Source organism: Pseudoalteromonas sp. NFXS53, from assembly GCF_056629255.1.
The window spans coordinates 70,614-93,409 of the sequence record NZ_JBWVBR010000015.1 but is presented as its reverse complement, the minus strand read 5'-3'; the positions used below and the strand labels follow the sequence as shown (position 1 = coordinate 93,409).

The window sequence follows — 22,796 nt, the reverse complement described above, 5'->3', positions numbered from 1 at the left end:
TTAAAGCGTTTGCTCCAAAATGCGAACAACTAATTGCTCAAAAGTTACGCCAACCGCTTTAGCCGCCATGGGCACTAAAGATTTCTCTGTCATGCCCGGCACAGTATTCACTTCTAATAAGTAAAATTGGCCATTTTCATCTTGCATTGCATCAACGCGACCCCAACCTTGCGCACCAACTAAAGCAAAAGCGTGCGTTGCCATAATTTGTAATTGCTGCGTATGCGCGTCGCTCAATGCCGCTGGGCAATGATATTCAGTACTATTTACTTTGTATTTGGCCTCGTAGTCATAAAAGCCGCGCGGAGTTACCATTTCAATAACAGGTAATGCTTCATTACCTAACATGGCAACAGTAAACTCACGGCCGGTGATCCATTGCTCAACTAAAACCTGATCGTCATACTTAAAGGCATTATTTAAGGCATCGGTTAATTGCTCTGCCGTTTCAGCTTGAGCCATACCTATACTTGAGCCCTCATGGCTTGGCTTCACCATGACTTTGCCAAACTCATTGATAATGTTGGCTGCATCAAAGCCCGTTTTTGCATCAACAACTGCAAATGCCGCAGTGCTTAACTGCGCCGACTGGAACAGCTGCTTACAGCGAATTTTATCCATTGCCAAAGCACTACCTAACACACCACTGCCAGTGTAAGGAATCCCCATAAATTCAAGCGCGCCTTGAATAGTACCGTCTTCGCCACCACGACCATGCAAAGCGATAAATACACGATCAACGCCTAAGGTCTTTAGCTCAGAAAGCGCTCGTTCTGCCGGGTCAAACGCAAACGCATCAACGCCAGCTGCAGTCAGTGCATTCAAGACGGCATTGCCTGAGTTTAATGACACTTCACGTTCAGCAGACGTTCCGCCTAGTAATACTGCTACTTTACCAAACTGTTTCATGATTCACCTTTTAACGCAGTGATTGACATCTCTGTTGCTGCCAACTTCTTCACGATTTGACCAATGTTGCCCGCACCTTGCGTGATCACAAGGTCGCTGTCTTTTAAAACATTCGAAAGAACTTTGCCCAACTCTTCATTGTCTGCAACATGAATTGGCTCCACACCTCTTTGACGTAAGCTACGGCATAAACTCTTACTATCAGCACCTACAATAGGTGCTTCGCCAGCACTGTATACATCTAACAAAATAAGTTGTTCAACTTTAGAGAGTACTTTGACAAAGTCTTCATATAAATCACGAGTACGTGTAAATCGATGCGGCTGATAAATCATCACTAATCGACGCTCAGGCCAGCCTGCTTTTGCAGCCTCAATGGTGACATCAACTTCTGATGGGTGATGACCATAATCATCAACCAGCATTACATTACCTTGTTCATTATCAAATGTGCCGTAATGTTGGAAGCGACGACCAATGCCTTCAAACTCAGTAAGCGCGGCTAAGATCGCAGCGTTGCTGATATTGTGATCTTTCGCCACGGCAATCGCTGCAGTCGCATTCAGCGCGTTGTGTTTACCAGGCATATTTAAATGCACCGCGATCTCTTCGCCTGACTTAGTCACAACTTTAAACTCGCTGCTATTTACCGTTTGCTTGAAGTCCACTAAGCGATAGTCTGCCGCTTCATGCTCACCATAAGTAATAGTTGGGCGTGCAAAGCGAGGTATGAGCTCAGCAGCAACGTCTGAGTCAATACACACCACAGCCAAGCCATAAAAAGGTAAATTATGGATGAACTCTACATAGGTATCCTTCATCTTCTCGAAGTCACCTTCGTAGGTATCCATATGATCCGCTTCGATATTAGTGACAACCGATACCATTGGCTGTAGATGCAAGAAAGAAGCATCACTTTCATCGGCTTCAGCGATTAGATAATCACTGGTGCCTAATTTGGCATTGGTACCCGCGCTATTGAGCAAGCCGCCGATGACAAACGTAGGGTCAAGTTCTGCTTTAGCAAAAATGCTTGCGATCAAACTGGTTGTGGTGGTTTTACCGTGTGTACCCGCAATAGCGATACCATGACGATAACGCATGAGCTCAGCCAACATTTCAGCACGACGTACAATTGGAATACGCGCCGCTTTCGCTGCTTTTATCTCCGGGTTATTGACATCAATCGCTGTCGATACCACAACCACATTGGCATCTTTAATGTTATTTTCATGATGACCAATGAAGACTTCAGCGCCCGCTTTAATCAAACGCTCTGTCATTGCGTTTTGTGCTATATCTGAGCCTGTAATACGATAACCTTCATAGGCTAGTACCTCGGCAATACCGCCCATACCAGCACCACCAATACCGATAAAATGTATGGTATTGATACGTCTCATTGCTCTTCGATTATTCGCTTCGTTCACTTGCGTCTCTTTCTCTAAATTCATCTATTTTGCCAACTCACCACACACCTTCGCGACGCGTTCGGTGGCATCAAATTTCGCCAACTGCTTTGCTTTATCAGCAATCTCAGACAATAAGCTTGGCTGTTCAAAATACGGTGTTAATAACTCAACTAATCGCTCAGTTGTAAAATCTTGCTGTGGCATCAGTAAGCCGCCTTGTTGATCGACTAAATAGCGAGCATTTGCTGTTTGGTGATCGTCAACCGCATGCGGTAATGGCACAAACAAAGCTGCTTTTCCTGCTGCTGCCACTTCACTGACAGTTAAAGCTCCAGCACGGCAGATCACTAAATCAGCCCATGCATAGGCGGCATCCATATCGTGAATAAATTCATCAACTTGTGCATCAAATTCGCGACCAACATAAGCTGTTTTGAGTTTATCTTGGTTATTTCGCCCACTTTGATGGCGTACACTCAACGAAAAGTCTTTTGCCAATGTCGAAAATACCTCAGGCAAACGCTCGTTTAATACTTGCGCACCCAATGACCCGCCAACAACTAGCACATTCAATTGTTCAGTCAGTGGCTTTTTAGCAATCGCACTGACACTCGCTCGAACCGGATTTCCAACCACTTCAGCGTTATTTTCAAAGGCATTCGGAAAGGCTGCCAATACTTGATTAGCGACTTTTGCCAAAAGCTTATTGCTAAATCCAGCCACAGCATTTTGCTCGTGAATAACCAAAGGCACACCAGATAATTTTGCAGCAATACCAACAGGGCCCGTGACATATCCACCCATGGCTAAAATCACCGCAGGCTTGCGCTGTTTAATAATTTTCTTCGCTGCTAAAATGGCTTTTAGCACCATAAATGGCGCTTTGAGTAAACGAGTAATTCCGTTACCGCGCACCCCTTTAACTTCGACAAAATCAATTTCAAAACCGTGCTTTGGCACTAATTGCGCTTCCATTCTGTCGGCAGTGCCTACCCAAGACACTGTCCAGCCTTGTTGCTGCATATGCTCTGCAACCGCAATGCCCGGGAAAATATGACCGCCCGTACCACCGGCGACCACCATTAAATGTTTATTCACTGTCATCGTCGCCCACTCCTCGCCGTTGCTTGTCGGCTCGATAACTTGGTTTCAAAATCAATACGCTGCAACACACCCGCTGCAATCACCATAATTAAGAAGCTCGAACCACCGTAGGATATAAACGGCAAAGTTAAGCCCTTAGTCGGTAAGATACCTGCGCTGGCACCTATATTGACCATGGTTTGGAACGCAAACCAAATACCAATGGCCAGAGCAAAGTAGCCTTCATATTCTTTGCCGTGTTTTAACGCTTTCTGGCCGATTAATAAGGCTCTAAATACCAAAACACCAAGCAAAAACAAAATACTGGTCACTCCAACAAAACCTAGCTCCTCAGCGATAACGGCAAAAATAAAGTCATTGTGCGCTTCCGGTAAATACTGCAATTTCTGCACGCTATTACCTAGGCCTTGGCCAAACCAACCACCTTGGCTGTAAGCCATTAGTGACTGGACTAATTGATAACCAGCACCGAAGGGGTCATCCCAAGGATCTAAAAAGCCGGTAACACGTCGCCAGCGGTAGGGTTCAAAGACTATTAGCACCACTATCAAACCGATCCCGGTTAAGATCAGCATAAAAAACTGCCATAACTTTGCGCCGGCTAAAAACAACAACCCCACTGTCGTTACAAACATGACCACCACGGTGCCTAAATCCGGTTGCTTTAAAATCAGTAATGCATAAACCGCAAATACCGCGATGGGCTTAGCAAAGCCTTTTAAGTTTTCTTGCACTTCTTCACGCTTACGAACCAAATAACCGGCGATATAACTAAAGAAAAAAAGTTTGGCCGCCTCAGCAACCTGAAAACCAATCGGGCCGATGGGGATCCAACGTTTTGAACCATTCACCTCTCGGCCAATGACTAATACTAAACACAGTAAAAATAAGCCGAAGAATAGTAGATACGGATTACATTTCTTCCACCAATCCATGGGCACGCTGGTACTGAACCAAAAACAAATAAAACCTAATGCTAAGAACACTCCATGGCGCATTGCGATACCATAGGGGTTGCTATAAAGTCGTTCAGCTACTGGCATAGAAGCACTGGTCACCATCACAAAACCGATACCGATTAAACACAGCATGGCGTACAGCAAAGGCACATCAAAAAGTGCATTTGACTGTTTTGGGGTGAGTTGCATTCTTAGCTCAGCGAAGGTCATCATGGCGCAAGCTCCGCTACGGCTTTACAAAACGCTTCTCCGCGCACCATATAATTCGGGAACATATCAATGCTCGCACAAGCCGGTGCTAATAACACTGCATCGCCGTTTTGTGCCAGTGACTGCGCCTTTAAAATGGCTTGTTGTAAATCTGTAACGAGATGACTTTGTTCATGTAATGGCAAAAACTTTGCACCGTCTTGACCAAAACAAATCACGGCTCGACAAGCTGCTTGCAATGGCTCACGTAAAGGTGATAAATCAGCCCCTTTGGCATCACCACCTGCAATAAGCACGATTTTGTTTACATCATCTTTCAAACTTTCTAGTGCAGCGACTGTTGCACCAACATTGGTCGCTTTAGAATCATTGAAGTACTTAACCCCTGCAACATCAGCCACCAACTGACAACGATGTGCCAGGCCTGTGAAGTTTTTAAATGCTGCTGAAAATGCGGCTTTATCAATGTTAAGTGGCTCAAGTAAAGCCATCACAGCCAATGCATTAAACTGATTATGTTTCCCCACCATAGTCAAACTAGAGACAGGTAAAACAGGCTGCTGATGTGCAGCGAAATACAAATCACCGTCATGTGTCTGCAGGCAGTAATCGGCTTGCGCTAATGCCACACTCACACCAACACTGGCATTGGCTAGTGTATTGTTATCTATGGCGTTGAATACCACATGCTTGGCGTGTTGATAAATTCGCTGTTTTGCTTGGCAATAGGCGGCGAAATCTGGATAACGGTCCATGTGATCTTCAGTAACATTTAAGATCATGGCACTGGTACAAACTAGACTTTGCGTGGTTTCGAGCTGAAAGCTCGATAACTCTAATACAAACACATCAAAATCTTGCTCAAGTAGGTCGAGCGCTGCGGTACCAATATTACCGCCCAGCCCAACTTTATAACCGGCTTCTTTAAGCACTGCAGTGGCAAGACTCACCACCGTCGATTTACCATTTGAACCGGTTACCGCGATGACAGACTTCGTGTTCAAGCGAGCAAACAGCTCAATGTCACCGATAACTTCAACGCCTTGTGCTATCGCCTCTGCAACACTCTGCTCAAATAACGCAATACCAGGGCTGATAATGATTAAATCAGCACTCGGTAAACTCGCCTGTGCCAACGAGCCAAACACCGCCTCACAATCAGGGGCATTATCAGCAAGCCATTGCGAACCCGGCGGTACAGCACGACTGTCGACCACACGCGGCGTAATACCGTGAGACAGTAAAAAACGCACAATGCCCAGACCGGTAATCCCCAGTCCGAGCACAGTGATGTTTTTATTTTTTAACTCGTTTAAATACTGCATTTATCTGATCTTCAGCGTTGCTAATCCAGCGAGTACTAATACAATCGAAATGATCCAAAAGCGCACGATCACTCGCGGCTCCGGCCAACCCTTTAATTCATAATGATGGTGAATAGGCGCCATTCTAAAAATACGCTGGCCACGTAGCTTGTATGACCCCACTTGTAAGATTACTGACAAGGCCTCCATCACAAACACACCACCCATAATCAACAGCACAAGCTCTTGACGTACTAAAATCGCGATAATGCCCAATGCACCACCTAGCGCCAATGAACCCACATCGCCCATAAATACTTGTGCTGGATAGGTGTTAAACCATAAGAAGCCTAACCCCGCACCAACAATGGCGGTACACACTACGACCAGCTCACTAGCCAGTGGTAAATGCGGTAAATGTAAGTACTCTGAGAAATTCGCGTTACCTGTTAAATAGGCAATAATCGCAAGGGCTGAAGCCACTAAAATAGTCGGAACAATCGCTAAGCCATCAAGACCATCGGTCAGGTTTACCGCATTAGATGTACCGACAATCACAAAATAGCTCATGACCAAATAGAAAATGCCAAGTTGCGGCATCACTTCTTTTAAGAAAGGCACAACCAACACAGTTTCATTTGGATTTAGTGAAGTAAAATATAAGAAACTCGCTACTGTCATGGCGATCACCGACTGCCAGAAATATTTCCAACGAGCGATTAAACCCTTTGAATCTTTGCGGATCACTTTGCGATAGTCATCGACAAAACCAACAACACCTAAACTGCCTAAAACAAATAGTGTCACCCACACGTATTTATTACTTAAATCGCCCCACATTAATGTGCTGGTAAAAATGGCGCCTAAGATCAACACCCCACCCATGGTCGGCGTACCAGACTTAGATAAATGTGACTCTGGACCGTCATCACGCACTGTTTGACCAATTTGCATACGCTGTAGTGCGCGGATCAAAATAGGACCGAAATAAAGCGATAACAATAATGCCGTTAAAATACCTAAAATCGCACGCAGCGTTAGGTAAGAAAAGACGTTAAAGCCACTGTAATACTGGGTTAAATATTCAGCCAACCACACTAACATGCTGATACTCCATCTGTGGCTGCTTGTTCACCACTTGTTGTTATTAATTCTTCTACTAGTAATTCCATGCGCGCACTGCGAGAGCCTTTTACTATCACAGTACATGGACCATTTTGCGCCGCTAAAGTTTGATTAATTGCGGCCAATAAATGCGAACGCGTTGAAAAGTGCCTATCGGCAATTTCAAACACATCACTGCTATAACGACTCAGCACCCCTAAGGTAAATAACGCATCGATACCTTGCTGTTTGGCATATTCACCGACTTCTTGGTGATACTCACGAGCATGTTCACCAAGCTCGCCCATATCACCTAAGGCAAATAACTTATAGCCCGGCATTTTAGTTAATAAATCGATTGCAGCTTTGACCGAGCGCACATTGGCATTATAGGTATCGTCAATCACGGTTAAGTTTTCGTTGACCTTTATAAGGTTCACACGACCTTTAACTGCGCTCATGCTCTCAAGCGCCGCTGCCACTTCATTTAAACTGGCACCTAGCTCAGTTGTGAGGCCCGCTGCAATTAATGCATTGGTGACATTGTGCTCACCCGGTAACGCCAGCGTCACAGGTACTTTTTGTTCACCATCACAAAGTAAGAAACTGGCGTGCGCAGTGTCGTTTAGCGTGACTTGCTCAGCCCAAATGTCGAGCTGTTCATCGGTGGCAACACGTTTGATACGCTTATCGAACATGCTGCTATCCCACATCTGGCGAAATTCGGGATTAATATCGCAGTTAAATACCGCACAGCCATTTTCTTTTAAGCCAGAGAAAATCTCACCTTTGGCCTGCGCCACGCCTTCAATTGAACCAAAGCCTTCTATATGCGCTGGTGCAACATTACAAATGGCAGCAACATCTGGCTTAGTCATTTGCGTGGTGTAAGCAATCTCACCAATATGGTTTGCACCAAGTTCAATCACCGCATACTCGTCGTCTTCTGACAAACGAATTAACGTCAGCGGTACACCAATGTCATTGTTAAAATTGCCATTGGTTGCCAGCACTTTACCTTTTTGCGACAAAATCGCCGCGCACATCTCTTTTACTGTGGTTTTGCCCACACTGCCCGTAATAGCAATGGTTTTTGGCGCTACTTGTGCCATTACGGCAGCACCGATATGTCCTAAAGCTAAGCGTGTATCGGCTACCACAAACTGTGGAATGTCGCATTCCACTGGTTTATCAACAATCGCTGCAATGGCGCCTTTTTCATACGCCTGCTGGACAAATTTATGACCATCAAAATTTGGTCCTTTCAGCGCTAAAAACACCTCATCATTTTTTATTGTTCTGGTATCGGTGTTGATATTGCTGACAGATAAATTCTCGCCACAACTTACTGGGGTGTTTAATACGGCTGTAAGCCAAGCAAAATCCATTGTGATCATGCTTTATCCCCTTTTAAAATTTTCATTACCCATGCTCTGTCACAGAAGGTGATCGTTTGATCACCGATAATTTGATAATCTTCGTGTCCCTTACCGGCTACCAGTACCACACCTGAAGCAGATGTTTGCTCAACCGCATACGCAATGGCCTTAGCTCGGTCAGGTTGGCAGTAAGCATACTCAGGTTGACTGAGCCCAGCCTTAACGTCTGCGATAATATCGTCAGGATTTTCGCTGCGTGGGTTGTCGCTGGTGATCACCAACTTATCGGCGTTTTGCTCAGCCGCTTGCGCCATCATTGGGCGCTTGCCTTTATCGCGATCGCCACCACAGCCAAATACACAAGTCACTTGCCCAGGTACGTGTTGCTGAAGTGCTTGTAACGCTAATGCCAATGCATCTGGGGTGTGAGCATAATCAACCACACACGTCGGTTTACCTTCAACCGAAAAAGCCTGCATACGACCTGCGACTGGTTTTAGTGAAGAAACCGCATTGCACAATGCACTAAAGTCATAACCTTCGACCAAGAGTGCCGCCATCGCAGCCGCTAGGTTATAAAGATTAAATTGACCAAATAGCGGTACATTAATCGTCGCTTCACCCCAAGAAGTTGAGAGCGTTGCACGAATACCGGTTTGATGACATTCAACCTCATCAAACCAAACAAACTGAGAAAAATTGTGTGCCGTTGGCTTTTTGCCATATACCACTAAATTGCTAAAACTGGATTGTGCTATCCAACTTTGTGCTACAGCATCGTCATGATTTAAAACACAATGTTTTGGCATACAATCAGTAAATAGCAAGCGCTTTGCTTGTGCATAACTGTGCATGTCACCGTGATAATCTAAATGATCACGAGAAAGGTTGGTAAAAACTGCCGTACTGAATTGTGTTTCTTTTACACGGCCTTGAACTAAACCATGAGATGAGACTTCGATGGCCGCAAGTTGATTACGTTCTGCAAGGGTTGCAAAAATACGCTGTAAATCCACAGCCGACGGCGTGGTATTTTGCAGTGGCGTTAAGTCATCTACTTTGCCATAACCTAAAGTACCTACAACCGCAGCTGGCACATTAATGGCATCTGCAAGCGCAGCTATCATGGCTGTCGTGGTTGACTTACCATTGGTGCCTGTTACACCCATTACTTTTAAACGTTCGGTCGGACTCTGATAATAAATTTTGGCAATTTCAGCAATCCGCTTAGCTAAATTCTCAACCGGGATCAACAAACCTTGGCTTTGATCCAGCGCTGCAAAACTTGTTGCGTCAACCAAGGCACAGCTAGCGCCATTGGTAAATGCCGGTGCAATAAAGTTTTCGCCATTACTTACATGGCCTTTAATGGCAATAAACACATCACTGGCTTTCACTGCTCGGCTATCAAGTTGTAATTCTGCAGTTTGTTTAGGGAGTTCAACCCCTGAATAATCAATATTTAACGCTGCAAATGTGTGAGATAAATTAAAGCGCATCTTTTTTCTCCGACAAATAAGCAACGCGGCCTTTATCTGGGGCCACATTCAAAATACGTAATGCGTTCGACATGATTTCAGCAAAAGCAGGACCAGCAGTTTGACCACCGTAGTAAACATCACCGCCAGGTTCATTGATCATCACCACCACAGCTAAACGTGGGTTCGTAACTGGGGCAACACCGGCAAAATAACCGACATATTCATCACCATACCCGCCGGCTACTGCTTTCTCAGAAGTACCTGTTTTACCTGCTGCACGGTAGCCATCGACTTTGACGTTTGCCGCAGTACCGCCTTTTTCAAATACGGACTCCATCATATCCACAACCGCTTTGACGTCTTCTTCTTTGAATAGACGCTCACCTTCTGGCGGCGTATCTTGCTTTAGGATGGTTAATGGGCGAGAAATTCCGCCTGCGCCAAATGTGGCGTATAAACGCGCCACTTGTGCAGTGCTCACTGAGACCGCATAGCCGTATGATAAAGTTGCAATTTCAAAATCCGACCAACGGCGATTTGGATAGAAAAGGCCGCTACTTTCACCCACCATCATAGTGCCTGTATCTTCACCAAAGCCTACTTTTTGATATAAACCAACAAGATACTCTTTAGGCAACATTTGACTGATTTTAGCCACGCCCATATTCGACGATACTTTAAGAATTTCTCTGAGTGTCATCTCTCCATGATTGCGGGTATCTTTAACTAAGCTGCCACCTAGGCGCATCCAACCCGGAAAGGTATTGATGGTGTCATCGGCTTCAATCACATCATGATCAAGCCCTGCTAATACAGCCAGCGGTTTAAGGGTTGAACCAGGCTCAAATAAGTCAGTAATTGCACGATTTCGACGTTTGTAAGGGTGTGCATCGCGCATATCATTCGGGTTGAAGCTTGGGCTATTAACCATAGCAAGTACTTCACCGGTCTTTACATCTACCACCATGGCAGAGCCTGAAGTCGCTTGATAGCTCAGTACCGCACTTTTTAAGGCTTTATAAGCAATCGCTTGAATACGTAAATCAATGCTGAGTTGAATATCTTCTGGTTCAACACGTTGTTCCTCTGACAACACTTGGATCTCTCGACCACGTGCGTCTTTACGAATGGTTCTTTTACCTTCAGCACCTGTAAGGGCATTTTCAAATAGCTTTTCGATGCCTTCGATGCCTTTGCCATCTATATTGGTGAAGCCCAACACATGCGCGGTGACTTCGCCACTCGGATAGTAACGTTTTGATTCGTCTAGTAAGTGAATACCTGGCAATTTTAATTGACTGATATAGCTTGCAACTGCTGGCGTGACTTGACGCTTTAAATAAACAAATCGGCGTGCTGGGTTGTCACGTAAACGCTCATCCACTTCTTCGTGATCAATTTGTAATACGTCTGCAAGCTCGCGCCAACGAATATCATTGTCATACCGTACTTGCTTGCGGTATGTCATTTCTTCTTCGTTTTCAGCCAGCGCTTTGTGATCTTCTTTGTTTTTTCTCGCGGCACGAATGACTCTTTTGCCAAGCGCTTTATCGAGTGCAAGGGGATCGGCATACACACTCACAACGGGCACACTGACTGCAAGCTCTTTACCATTTCTGTCAAAAATCATACCGCGTTGCACTTTTAGAGTTTCAACACGTACCGTACGCTTTGCACTTTCTTCACGAGCATGATCGGGCTCAATCACTTGCAAGTAGGCAGCACGGGCCATCAAGGTTAAAAACACCATGACTAACACAGTGCACACCAATGCAAAGCGCCAAGTTATGAGTGTTTTTGAGCTATTGGCTTTTGCTTTTTTCATGGCAACACCACCACTTGCTCATCTTTACTGGTTGGGCGCTTCATTTCTAGCTGCGTGGTTGCGACTTCTTCGATGCGCGCATGTTGCGAATAGAATTCTTCTTCAACCAGTAAATAACGCCACTGCAAGTCCAACTCATCACGCTCTTGTAGGAGTTTATCCTGCTGGATCACTTGCTGACGAGACAGATAAGTGACTTGTACAACCCCCAAAGCCGAAGCAAAGATACAAATAAGCAAAAAGCCCGTTAGCTTATTCGCTAAAAGGCCTGCAAATATCTCGTTAAACAGCTTAGGCTGTCGGCTTTGTGGTTTGTTCATTATAGTTTTTGCGCTACTCGCAATACTGAGCTACGTGATCTTGGGTTAGCAGCTATTTCCTCAGCAGTTGGTTTTATGGCTTTACCCAACGCCTTCAGCGTCAGGTTCTTATTCAACTGCGCTTCAGTTAATGGCAAGCCACGCGGGACAGCCTCACCTTTACTTTGTTTCTTGATGAACTGCTTAACAATACGATCTTCCAAAGAGTGGAATGAGATCACCACCAAACGACCTCCCGGCTTTAATACCGACAGTGACGCTTGTAATGCCGTTTGAATTTCTTCTAACTCACTGTTGATGTAAATACGAATAGCTTGGAAAGTACGTGTCGCTGGGTGCTTATGCTTATCTTTCACAGGTACCGCTTCATCAACTAGGTCAGCCAGCTGTTTCGTAGTAGTAATCGGTGTTTCATCACGCGTTTCAACTATTTTGTGTGCTATGCGACGGCCAAACTTTTCTTCACCGTACTTTTTGATCACAAACGCGATGTCTTCAAGCTCAGCTTCGGCTAACCACTGCGCGGCACTACGGCCAGACGTGGGATCCATACGCATATCAAGTGGACCATCTTTCATAAAGCTGAAACCACGATCGGCATCATCAAGCTGAGGAGACGATACACCGATATCTAATAAAATACCGTCAACCTGGCCCAGAATACCCGCTTCTGTGGCGACTTGTTCAATGTTTGAGAAACGCGTATGTGCGATATTAAAACGGGTATCGTCAGCAAATTTCTTAGAGGCTTCGATCGCCTGCGGATCTTGATCAATAGCCTGTAAACGACCTTGTTCGCCCAAACGACTTAGAATTTGACCCGAATGGCCGCCTCGGCCAAATGTGCCATCGATATAGGTACCATCGGCTTTGATATCTAACGCGTCTAACGTTTCATTCATCAAAACTGATACATGGGTAAATTGCGCAGTCATGCGTTATGTAAGCCTTTTTGTTTGCTAAAGCGAAAAGTTTTCAAATTCAGGGGTCATCTCAAAGTCACCTGCACGCTCAATTTCTGTATCAAGCTGCATTTGCTGGTGCCATTTCGACTCATCCCAAATCTCAAATTTATTTAATAGCCCTATGAGCATGATCTTTTTCCCCAAACCTGCGTAGTTACGTAATGCCGGAGAAAGTAAAATGCGGCCATTCTTATCTAATTGGTACTCAGTGGCGTGCCCGACCAGCATGCGCTGCAATCGACGCGCTCTTGGATTCATACTGGAGAGCTTTACAAGTCGAGCGGCAATTTCATCCCACTCGCTGCGAGGGTATAACCAAAGGCATGGTTCGTTAATCGCAATAGTGCAAATCAGCGAGCCCTGCTCTTCAGACAAAAGCGGCTGACGATACTTAGTTGGTATCGCAAATCGACCTTTATCATCCAAATTTAGCGCACTTGCACCTGAAAACATGGAGCAACCAACCTTATCGTATTTTTAACCCTTCAGATCCAATTTGATCCACAAAAAACCACTTTTTCCCACAACTGCACAGTCTATGACTTGACGAGTATTTTTGTCAAGCCGAAAACTAAGCCGAAAATATCAAAAAACCCAGATAAAATGCGGCTTTGCTGAAAGCCTATGAAATGCTTGAGAAAACCCGAAAAGACAGGAATAAAACTTTTTTATAACAAAAAATTCATCTATTTTTCGCACTGTGAGGATTATACGAGCATGACCTTTCGACTGGCTGTGACGTGTAAAATGTGTTTCATCGTCTTGTACAAGGAGTAATCAGTTAAATTCATCGCTAAACTTGGCGCTAGACTGGATTTTTTATACAATTAAGAGTCTTGCTGTTGTGAATCACCGAGCGTTATTATTTTAAATTTATCAATACCACGTCGCTTTAATCGCTTACTTTTTTTGCTTTGCCTGCCAGGCTTAGCCGTGATCCTTTTTCAGTTACTTGAAGAACGTACGGATATTTTAAAAGAGCATGAGCAACAAGCACGCGCGCTCGCATTACAGATCTCACAGCTGCAACGCGCCGATCTCAATGCAACCAGAAGATTACTTTCCCAATTGGCGAAACATGATGAACTGCTAAAAGCCAATAATGGTCAATGCAGCAGCCTACTTACTCATGCCAGTTTGATCACCCCTAACATTGCCAATATTGGTTTGATAAACCTGAATGGTGATGTGTTATGTACAGTAAAAAACACCAATCAAAGCATAAACATAAAAGACAGACGTTATTTTCAAAGCGCTATAGAAACGCAACAGTTCGCGATTGGTCAGTTTCAGGTTGATCGTTCAATTAACCGCCTAACCGTCAATTTTGCGATGCCTGTTTTTGATCATCACGGTAACTTAACTCATATACTTGCTGTGGCTAAATTACTAGAGCAGTGGAGTCAAAGCCTAAATCAGTTGACTCTGCCAGCTAACTCTCAAGCGATTATTACCGATGTTGATCACAATATCGTTGCCAATTATCCGTTTGATTATGCTCAACTCGGTCAACCTGCAAATGAGCATTGGCCCAATATGCACTTTCAAGGAGTTTTACAATTTGAAGCCCCGATAGGTGAGCGCAGAATTTACTTACGACAACATATCGTCGAAAACAATTCGAATAGCCAGCTTACGCTACATTTATCTATTCCCTTTGAGCATGCTATTGACGCCGCAAATCGCAAAGTTAGCCTGATCTTTACTTTATTTATTGCCGCGCTGTTACTTATGTTTTGGCAAGCACGAAAACAGCTTAATAAGGTGCTTCTACAACCCTTAAAATCACTCCAAAATGCACTAGATGCTTTTGCTAAAGGTAACAAAACACGCCTTCAACAAAGTGCCTTATCTCCTGAATTTAAAAGTATCGCGAGTAACTTTGAAAATATGGCGACCCAAAGGCTCACCGCTGAGAATGCGCTCGCACACAAACATGCCGAATTAGCTAGCCTGATCCAGGCGTTACCCGATACCTATTTGCGTATTGATAACGAAGGTAAAGTATTGGCGTCAAATGTCACTTTTTCGAGCCCGCCCAAGCATATACTCGATCTACTGCCTCAGCACAGCTGTGATCAATTACTTAACACCTTGCAAAATCACTCATTAAGCGACACAAATCAATTTGAATTTACTGCGCAGGTCGATGGCAATCTGCATACCTTTGAAGCACGAACCAACCTCTTAGATACCCACCAGCAAGCCATTATCGTGCTACGCGATATTACAGCACGTAAGCAACAAGAAGAAGCAATGAAGTTGGCAGCTATGGTGTATAAGAACTCGAGTGAGGGAATGACCATCACCGACGCTAACGGTGTTATTCTGGATGTGAACCCCTCTTTCGAAAAAGTCACCGGCTACTCTAAAGCTGAAGTCTTGGGTAAAAATACCGCATTATTGGGCTCAGGAAAGCACACTAAGCAGTTTTATGATGACATGTGGCAGCAGATCCAATCTAAAGGTGCGTGGCAAGGTGAAATCATTAATAAACGCAAAAATGGTGAGCTATTTACCGAATGGCTTACCATTAACTCAGTTTATGATGATTCAGGCAACCCTTACCGAAGAGTCGCCATTTTCACAGATATTAGTGAGAAAAAGCGTCAAGATGAGTTGATTTGGCGCCGTACTCATTTCGACCAACTTACTGAACTAGCGAACCGCTTAGAACTGAAACGTCATTTGAAGCAGCAACTCAGTGAAGAGGTTTCATTGGCCATCCTGCTGCTCGATCTCGACCACTTCAAAGATATTAACGACAGCTTAGGTCATTATCATGGCGACAAGCTACTCAGGGAAGTTGCTAATCGTCTCAACCAGCTGGCTGGTAAATGTAGTTTAATTTCTCGTATTGGTGGCGATGAGTTTGTATTGGTGATTTCTGAAAGTACCCAACATGAGCATCTGATGCAAATAGCTGAGCAAGTACTTACACTGTTAAAGCCAGCTATTTATCTTGATAATGAAGCTTGCCATATTAGTGCCAGTGTCGGCATTGCAACCGCACCTAAAGATGGTAATAGCAGTGGCTTACTACTAAAAGCAGCAGATCAAGCTATGTATTTGGCTAAGCAACAAGGGCGTAACGGCTTTGCCTTTTTTGACGCTCAGATGCGTCAGGCCACTGAACAACGCATGCAGCTACTGAAAGATTTACGTATTGCGATACAAAAGCAGCAATTTGAGCTGTATTATCAGCCTATCGTTGAGATGTCATCACGAAAGGCGGTCAAAGCCGAAGCCCTGATCAGATGGCAGCACCCAAATAAGGGCATTATAAGTCCAGCGATGTTTATTCCGCTTGCTGAAGAAACACAACTTATATTAGAAATTGGCGAATTTATTTTTGCATCAGCTTGTCGTACTCAAAAGAAACTCATATCTGCAGCACAGCAAGTACAACTGAGTATTAACGTCTCACCGATACAGTTCTCTTCTAAACATAGCCGTTTAGTTGATTGGAAAACACACCTTGATGAGCTGTCTTTAAATGCTGAGCAATTTGTCATTGAGATCACTGAAGGCTTAATGATGAACGCCCAACAGCGTACCCAGTCGCGTTTAAATCAATTATCAAAGCAAGGTTTTGCTTTAGCACTCGATGACTTTGGTACCGGTTATTCATCGTTGGCTTATTTGAAGCAGATGGATACCGACTTTATTAAAATCGATAAGCGCTTTGTGGATGGCATTGCTGAAAGCCCTGATGATCTTGCGCTATGCGAAGCCATGATCATGATGGCACATCAACTGGGCTTAAAGGTGATTGCTGAAGGTATTGAAACCGAAGCGCAGCACCTACAATTGTTAGCTGCAGGCTGCGATTATGGTCAGGGCTACTATTACGCTAAACCTATGCCCGAAAAAGCTTATTTAGACTTTATGAAAGGTGCTTAAAACAACATCAGCAAAGAACTTAATACAAAATATGATTAAGAGTCTAAAAGTCGCTTAAGCAAACTCATCAAGCCGTCTATCTCTATCGGCTTACCTAGATGAGCGGTGAAACCTGAGCTCAGATACGTTTTAACATCTTGCTCCATTACATTGGCTGTCAAAGCAACGATAGGCAATTTAGGGAGTTGTTCTTTGATTATCTGGCAGGCCTGCACACCATCCATTTCAGGCATTTGAATGTCCATCAGCACTAAATCATAATGCTGGTTTGTCGCCATCTGAGTTGCTTGCAAGCCATTTTCAGCAAAGTCTATGCTCGCTTGTGTTGGTGCCAGCATTGCATTTATGACCAAGCGGTTTACCTGATTATCTTCCGCGACTAAGATCTTATACTCTTGCAGATCAGGGAGATCTGCATGTACTTCTGCTGCTTCATTAACCTGCTCAGCAGGTATTTTTGTTAGCGGTAAAACAACCTCAAAACTGCTGCCGTGGTGAAGCTGGCTCGATACAGAGATCTCTCCCCCCATTAAGCCAACTAACTGTTTAGAAATAGATAAACCGAGTCCTGTACCGCCATACTTTCTTGTTGTAGACGCATCGGCTTGCTCAAAACGATTAAAGAGACGTGCTATTTGCTCGTCACTAAGCCCTATTCCAGTGTCTTTCACTGTAATGACAACCTGATCATCATCCATCTCTGAAACAGTGACTTTGACCTCTCCATCTGAAGTAAACTTAATGGCGTTTGAAATAATATTCTCAAGCACCTGCTTAATACGTGTGCTATCGCCTTGTCTAAATAACCAAACTTCAGATGCTATCTCAATACTTAACTGCAGCTCTTTTGCTTTTGCTGCTCGAGATTGGTTTCTGATCACTTGATCAATTAAACTTTTTATCGACAATGGTGCACTCTCTATCGAGACCTTACCCGCTTCTAGCTTAGAAAAATCAAGAATGTCATTTAATATCGCTAATAATGATCGACTTGAACCCAGCGCACTAGCCACCAGTTCATGGTGCTTCTCACTTAATGCTGTCTTAAGTAATAGTTGCAAAGTACCCAGGATCCCATTCATCGGGGTACGAATTTCATGGCTCATATTTGCCAAGAATTCACTCTTCACTTTGTCAGCTTGCTTTAGTTCAACCACCAACTCTTCTAGTTGCGCTGTTTGCTTATCAACACGCACTCTTAGCTGCTCATTAAACCCTGCTAAAATCATAGTAAATGACATGCCCAATGCGGCAACTATCAGTCCTATGGTGAGGGTTAACCAACTTAACCAGTCTTTATTGTTGTTCTCAAAGGTCTCGGTACTTTCAAAACTCAGCTTCCAGCTGCGACCAAACCAATCTATTTGATACTCTGTGGTAAAGTGTAAATCATGAAGGTCGTGCTTAATCTCTGGCGTGTAGCTATACCAAGTATCTTGCTTTGATAAATCACTCAAAGTGTAACTGAAGCTATTTTTATAACGGCTGGTTGATAAGATCCGCTCAACGATAACATCAATTTCCAGTACCACTTCACTCAACCCCAATAACTTATTAGGGTCATTTTTATCAAAAACAGGAAAATATACTACATTCCCTGTCGCCTTGTTCGTTTGTTGTGCCAGCACTAATGGCGCTGTTGCAATGGGCGTTTTTTGCTTAATCGCTTTTGCCGCAGCCGACCCCGCAATAGGGTGGCTCATGACATCTAAACCAATTGCTGGCGCATTGACTTTATATGGGGCTATTAAGCTGATAGGTAATAAAATATCTTCAATCTCATTGCTACCAGGGGCTTGTTTGATTTTGGCATCTGCGATGCCTGACTGCGCTAGAGACTTTTGCCAAGCAGCAAGCTTTTCAGTTCGAACAAAATCAACCCAACCTAAGGCGCGATATAACTCAAAATCGTCACTTAAAAAGTGGCTGTAATGCTCAAACTCATCAATGCTCATCGCATGACCCGTTTGCATTAATACTCCAAGTGCTTTGAGGTCATTCTCTACTGAGTTTTTTAATAGCTGCATAGAGACGAGCTTTTGCTCAGTAATATTCACAAAGCGCCCATATAAATTGTCATAGTAAACACTGCGCGAATAATTAAAGGTCCAACATACGGTGATGAACAGCAGACATGCTGACGCTAAAATCCATGATTTGTGGCTGACTTCTGTATAGCGATGGCTTTTAAATAAAAAAGTACATAGCGGTAGGAAAAATAATACACCAACGGTGTCGCCCACCCACCAGGTAAACCATACAAACAACAGACTGTCAGAATGGATAAAGCCTTGTTGCAATAAGCTCCAAGCACCGAATGAAGACGATACAATACTGGCGATAGGCCCGGCTAATAAGAGCGCTTTAATAAGTGTTTCTGCATTTTGAAAATTCAGCGGAAAACGGCAAAAGCGCTTCATTAAAGAGTAAGCAAAAATACACTGCAGTACGGCTGCGGCACTACGTAAAGCATTCCAAAGGATATTTGAGAAATCATAGGGGACACCAAAAAAACCTGAATTATATAAGTTTGCTAATAGTGTTCCGAAGAATAATGGCAGGAGTGAAAATCGACCAAACGCCAACAGGCAGGCAACAGACCAGCCCGCTGCGGGCCAGATCGCACTTGCAAAACCGGGCTCTATATTGAACAGTGTGCCAAACAGACCCAATACAAAGCAGCTAATGGTAATACCTAAAAAATACCCACTTTTGATTGTAAAGGGAGCGTCTTGTATACCCTCAGCTTTCAGCATAACCATAAATACATAATTTCAAACATGTTAAAAACATAGCATAAGTTATCAGACTAAGCGGTGTTTTACATCAAAGTCCCCAAACTCAAATTGTATACAATATTTATTTCAGCTATGATCCGCACTCCATTTAACCAAGCAGAACTCCATCATGCGTATCACACTCGTTATTCTTTGTTTGTTAGCCACACTTATGGGCTGTCAGTCAAACATGTTAAACACCGAAGAGGACACTCCCATGACCCTAGATAATTTAGCAGAACAATATGTCAAATTAGCTTTGGCTGTGGGTGAACACCACCCTTATTATATCGATGCTTATTATGGCCCTAGCGAATGGCGAACGGGTGAAAAACAACCTTTAAATGATTTAAAAACAGATATCTCAACGCTTCTAGCGCAATTAGAGCAAGTGCAAAATTCAGAGGCGCAATCACAGCGTAAGGCGTTTCTTCAAGTACAAACTAAGTCAATGTTGACCTTCATCCAAATTATCAATAACGAAAAAGTCAGCTTTGATGAAGAATCTTTACGTTTATACGACGCCGTTTCTCCAAACATTACCGAAGCCGAGCTAGACAAAGCACTGAATGAATTAGACTTAATGCTGCCAGGAACAGGCTCAGTGAGTGAGCGTATGAATGACTTTATTGAGCAGTTTGTGATCCCTAAAGACAAGCTAGACAGTGTGTTTAAAGCCGCAGTGGTTGAATCTCGTAAAAGAACCAAGCAATACATAGAGCTTGAAGCGCAAGAGAGCTTCACCATTGAATATGTTCAAGATAAAGTGTGGAGCGGCTACAACTGGTACCAAGGAAACAGTTATAGCTTAATTCAAGTGAATACTGACTTCCCTATTTATATTGCCCGCGCCATAGACTTAGCCAGCCACGAAGGCTATCCAGGGCACCATGTATTTAATTCCCTCATGGAAAAGCATTTAGTGAATGGTAAAGGTTGGATTGAATACTCGGTTTACCCGCTGTTCTCGCCAATGTCATTGCTTGCTGAAGGTAGTGCCAATTACGGCGTTGATGTGGTTTTCCCACATGCTGAACGTATTCAATTTGAAAAAGACGTTTTATTTCCATTGGCTGGGCTCGATGCCAGCAAGGTCGAGTTGTACTACCAAGTACAAGCTGTAAAACAACAACTTTCATATGCGGATAACATGGTCGCAAAACGTTACTTAGATGGTGAGATTGACGATCAAAAAGCCATCGAATTACTTGTAAAATACACCCTAGTCACAGAGAAAAAGGCACAACAACGTCTAGGTTTTATTAAAGCTAACCGTGCTTATGTTATCAATTACAACCTTGGCCAAGATATCGTTAAGGACTACATTGAGAAACAAACAAAAACAGGCACGCAAGATGAAGTTTGGACGCTCTTTAGCGAACTACTAGCCAACCCAAAAACAGCAAGCATGATGCAATAGTACTTGCTCTTTTATCCTGACTTTTTAAAGCTGCCCTTTGGCAGCTTTTTTTATATCTATTTTCTTTAGCGTTCCGCATCTCTTAATAGAACACGCCTCACCCACATACAGAAAATAACCACTTTACAAAATAGTACAGTTGAACTATTTTAAAATATAACACTTGTACTATTTTGGCTTTAAACATGAAATTCAACTACTTTCACGACAAACAAAATCGTTTTGGCGTTCAAAATGTCACGCGCGCTTTATCTGGCGGGCTAATAAAAATAGCGCCAAAGCTCAGCCTTACTATTGGAAAAAAACTGCTACTCAATCCGTTTGGTAAACGTCAATACGCCTTTAATGAACTTGAAGCTGATGATGTCATTAATCTGAATACCTCTTTGGGCCAAGCACATATAAGTCTGTTTGGTGAAGGCCAAAATCTGGTAATTGTCAGTCATGGCTGGGCAGATAACAGCTCAGGGTTTGAGGCCATGATCATCAATTTGTTATCGCAAGGATTTAAAGTCGCAGCCGTCGATCACATTGCCCATGGTAAGTCCGCAGGCAAACAAACTCACTTATTGAATTTCATTGAGACTTTAAACGCCACCGTCGAGTATTTTGAGCAAAAAGGACATCACATACACGCCATTGTGGCGCACTCAATGGGCGCGGTTGCAACACTGAATTTACCTGAAGACAAACTGGCCAATAAAAAACTGATCTTAATTGCTACGCCAATTCACTTCTTTGAACTCATGTTCGAAAAGGTCAATAAAGCGGGAATTTCTACCAAGCTACTCACACATGTACTAGAAAATATTGGCACTGAGTTTAATCGGCAGTGGCAAAGTCTGTGTCTCAGCCAGCATACAAGTAAACTCTCTGAGCACATCCACTTCATTCATGATGAACAAGACAAATACGCCAGTTATCAAAGCGTCACCGACTATTTGCAAACACACAAATCTCCCCTGTTTACTACTCAAGGGCTTGGTCATCGAAGGCTTTTAGGAGATACTAAAGTCATACAGCACATAACTCAGGTGATCACTACTTGATAAGTAAAGGCGAACGCACTCGTAACGAGATCCTCAAACAAAGTATTAGATACAGTAGTCAATACGGTCTTGCTGATGTCACCATCGGCAGCGTTGCAAAACTCTGTGGTTTATCTCGAACGGGTGTTATTTCTCATTTCAAAAATAAAGAAGACATGCAGGTTGCCATCTTACAATATGGTGAAACTTTATTTATAGACAGGGTGATCACCCCTGCTCGCTGTGAAAACCCTTTAGATCACCTGATCAACTTACTAGACTGCTGGAGCACCTGGATCAATGACATGTTCAACGATCCAAAAATGAGCTGCCCGTTTATCAAGGCTGTGGTTGAATTTCAAAACCGACCAGACTCGCAGGTACGCAGCTTTGTTATCGACCAACAAGAGCGCCTATTGGGCTACCTAACGCACCGTATTGAGCGCTGTATTGAGCAAAAGCACTTCTCACCTGACATCCCAAGTCACGTCATTGCCTATGAGCTTTATAGTTTATATTTAGGCCATGCCATTACGAAATATACTCTTTCCCAAAGTAAAGCAGGTGAGCTATTCAAGCAAAGCGTCTTAAGGTTAATAGCGCAATATAAAGCTTAACCATTAACCCCTTAAAGCCAGTATTGCTCATGAGCGAAACAAATAAATTACTGCAACTCCGCACATTTGTTGTGATAGT

The 22,796-nt window shown here is 43.6% G+C and carries 17 protein-coding genes; 4 read left to right on the top strand and 13 right to left on the bottom strand.

Features of this window, described 5'->3' with window-relative positions; all coding sequences use genetic code 11:
* From AC1HJP_RS15640 to mraZ, 12 genes are read right to left on the bottom strand one after another with little or no spacing between them, the layout of a single operon-like run.
* Complete coding sequence (locus AC1HJP_RS15640; protein ID WP_480362598.1) at window positions 1–909, bottom strand: D-alanine--D-alanine ligase; 909 nt, start codon at window positions 907–909, stop codon at window positions 1–3.
* Window positions 906–2,363 (bottom strand): UDP-N-acetylmuramate--L-alanine ligase, encoded by a 1,458-nt coding sequence (gene murC, locus AC1HJP_RS15635; protein WP_480362597.1) that lies wholly within the window; start codon window positions 2,361–2,363, stop codon window positions 906–908. The genes AC1HJP_RS15640 and murC overlap by 4 nt, the downstream gene beginning before the upstream one ends.
* Complete coding sequence (murG, locus tag AC1HJP_RS15630; RefSeq protein ID WP_480362616.1) at window positions 2,364–3,419, bottom strand: undecaprenyldiphospho-muramoylpentapeptide beta-N-acetylglucosaminyltransferase; 1,056 nt, start codon at window positions 3,417–3,419, stop codon at window positions 2,364–2,366.
* Window positions 3,420–3,421: 2 nt separating this feature from the next.
* Complete coding sequence (gene ftsW / locus AC1HJP_RS15625) at window positions 3,422–4,594, bottom strand: cell division protein FtsW (RefSeq protein WP_480362615.1); 1,173 nt, start codon at window positions 4,592–4,594, stop codon at window positions 3,422–3,424.
* On the bottom strand, window positions 4,594–5,919 hold the full coding sequence (murD, locus tag AC1HJP_RS15620; RefSeq protein WP_480362596.1) for a UDP-N-acetylmuramoyl-L-alanine--D-glutamate ligase: 1,326 nt from the start codon (window positions 5,917–5,919) through the stop codon (window positions 4,594–4,596). The genes ftsW and murD overlap by 1 nt, the downstream gene beginning before the upstream one ends.
* On the bottom strand, window positions 5,920–7,002 hold the full coding sequence (gene mraY, locus AC1HJP_RS15615) for a phospho-N-acetylmuramoyl-pentapeptide-transferase (protein ID WP_404393099.1): 1,083 nt from the start codon (window positions 7,000–7,002) through the stop codon (window positions 5,920–5,922).
* Window positions 6,996–8,399 (bottom strand): UDP-N-acetylmuramoyl-tripeptide--D-alanyl-D-alanine ligase, encoded by a 1,404-nt coding sequence (locus AC1HJP_RS15610; RefSeq protein WP_480362595.1) that lies wholly within the window; start codon window positions 8,397–8,399, stop codon window positions 6,996–6,998. The genes mraY and AC1HJP_RS15610 overlap by 7 nt, the downstream gene beginning before the upstream one ends.
* The gene (locus AC1HJP_RS15605) at window positions 8,396–9,880 is read right to left on the bottom strand and encodes a UDP-N-acetylmuramoyl-L-alanyl-D-glutamate--2,6-diaminopimelate ligase (protein ID WP_480362594.1); all 1,485 of its coding nucleotides are present in this window, start codon (window positions 9,878–9,880) and stop codon (window positions 8,396–8,398) included. Before AC1HJP_RS15605 ends, AC1HJP_RS15610 begins: the two co-directional genes overlap by 4 nt.
* Window positions 9,870–11,687, bottom strand: a complete 1,818-nt coding sequence (locus tag AC1HJP_RS15600) for a peptidoglycan D,D-transpeptidase FtsI family protein (protein ID WP_480362593.1) — start codon at window positions 11,685–11,687, stop codon at window positions 9,870–9,872. The genes AC1HJP_RS15605 and AC1HJP_RS15600 overlap by 11 nt, the downstream gene beginning before the upstream one ends.
* Window positions 11,684–12,007 (bottom strand): cell division protein FtsL, encoded by a 324-nt coding sequence (gene ftsL / locus AC1HJP_RS15595; protein ID WP_349284722.1) that lies wholly within the window; start codon window positions 12,005–12,007, stop codon window positions 11,684–11,686. Before ftsL ends, AC1HJP_RS15600 begins: the two co-directional genes overlap by 4 nt.
* Window positions 12,007–12,942: a 16S rRNA (cytosine(1402)-N(4))-methyltransferase RsmH gene (gene rsmH / locus AC1HJP_RS15590; protein ID WP_058028652.1), complete on the bottom strand. Its 936-nt coding sequence runs from the start codon at window positions 12,940–12,942 to the stop codon at window positions 12,007–12,009. Before rsmH ends, ftsL begins: the two co-directional genes overlap by 1 nt.
* Window positions 12,943–12,966: 24 nt before the next feature.
* Window positions 12,967–13,425, bottom strand: coding sequence for a division/cell wall cluster transcriptional repressor MraZ (mraZ, locus tag AC1HJP_RS15585; RefSeq protein WP_058028651.1), 459 nt, complete (start codon window positions 13,423–13,425; stop codon window positions 12,967–12,969).
* 480 nt (window positions 13,426–13,905) lie between these two features.
* On the opposite strand from mraZ, the gene AC1HJP_RS15580 reads away from it, so the two are divergent.
* On the top strand, window positions 13,906–16,875 hold the full coding sequence (locus AC1HJP_RS15580; RefSeq protein WP_480362592.1) for a bifunctional diguanylate cyclase/phosphodiesterase: 2,970 nt from the start codon (window positions 13,906–13,908) through the stop codon (window positions 16,873–16,875).
* Window positions 16,876–16,910: 35 nt separating this feature from the next.
* Here the strand turns inward: AC1HJP_RS15580 and AC1HJP_RS15575 are convergent, their stop codons facing one another.
* Window positions 16,911–19,631: an ATP-binding protein gene (locus AC1HJP_RS15575; protein WP_480362591.1), complete on the bottom strand. Its 2,721-nt coding sequence runs from the start codon at window positions 19,629–19,631 to the stop codon at window positions 16,911–16,913.
* A 151-nt stretch (window positions 19,632–19,782) separates the two neighbouring features.
* On the opposite strand from AC1HJP_RS15575, the gene AC1HJP_RS15570 reads away from it, so the two are divergent.
* The 3 genes from AC1HJP_RS15570 to AC1HJP_RS15560 all read left to right on the top strand — a co-directional run bounded on the left by AC1HJP_RS15570 (window position 19,783) and on the right by AC1HJP_RS15560 (window position 22,717).
* Window positions 19,783–21,072, top strand: coding sequence for a hypothetical protein (locus AC1HJP_RS15570; protein WP_480362590.1), 1,290 nt, complete (start codon window positions 19,783–19,785; stop codon window positions 21,070–21,072).
* A 185-nt stretch (window positions 21,073–21,257) separates the two neighbouring features.
* Entirely contained in the window at window positions 21,258–22,121 is an 864-nt protein-coding gene (locus AC1HJP_RS15565; RefSeq protein ID WP_480362589.1) for an alpha/beta hydrolase, read from the top strand.
* Window positions 22,118–22,717: a TetR/AcrR family transcriptional regulator gene (locus AC1HJP_RS15560; RefSeq protein ID WP_480362588.1), complete on the top strand. Its 600-nt coding sequence runs from the start codon at window positions 22,118–22,120 to the stop codon at window positions 22,715–22,717. Before AC1HJP_RS15565 ends, AC1HJP_RS15560 begins: the two co-directional genes overlap by 4 nt.
* Window positions 22,718–22,796 lie beyond the last annotated feature (79 nt).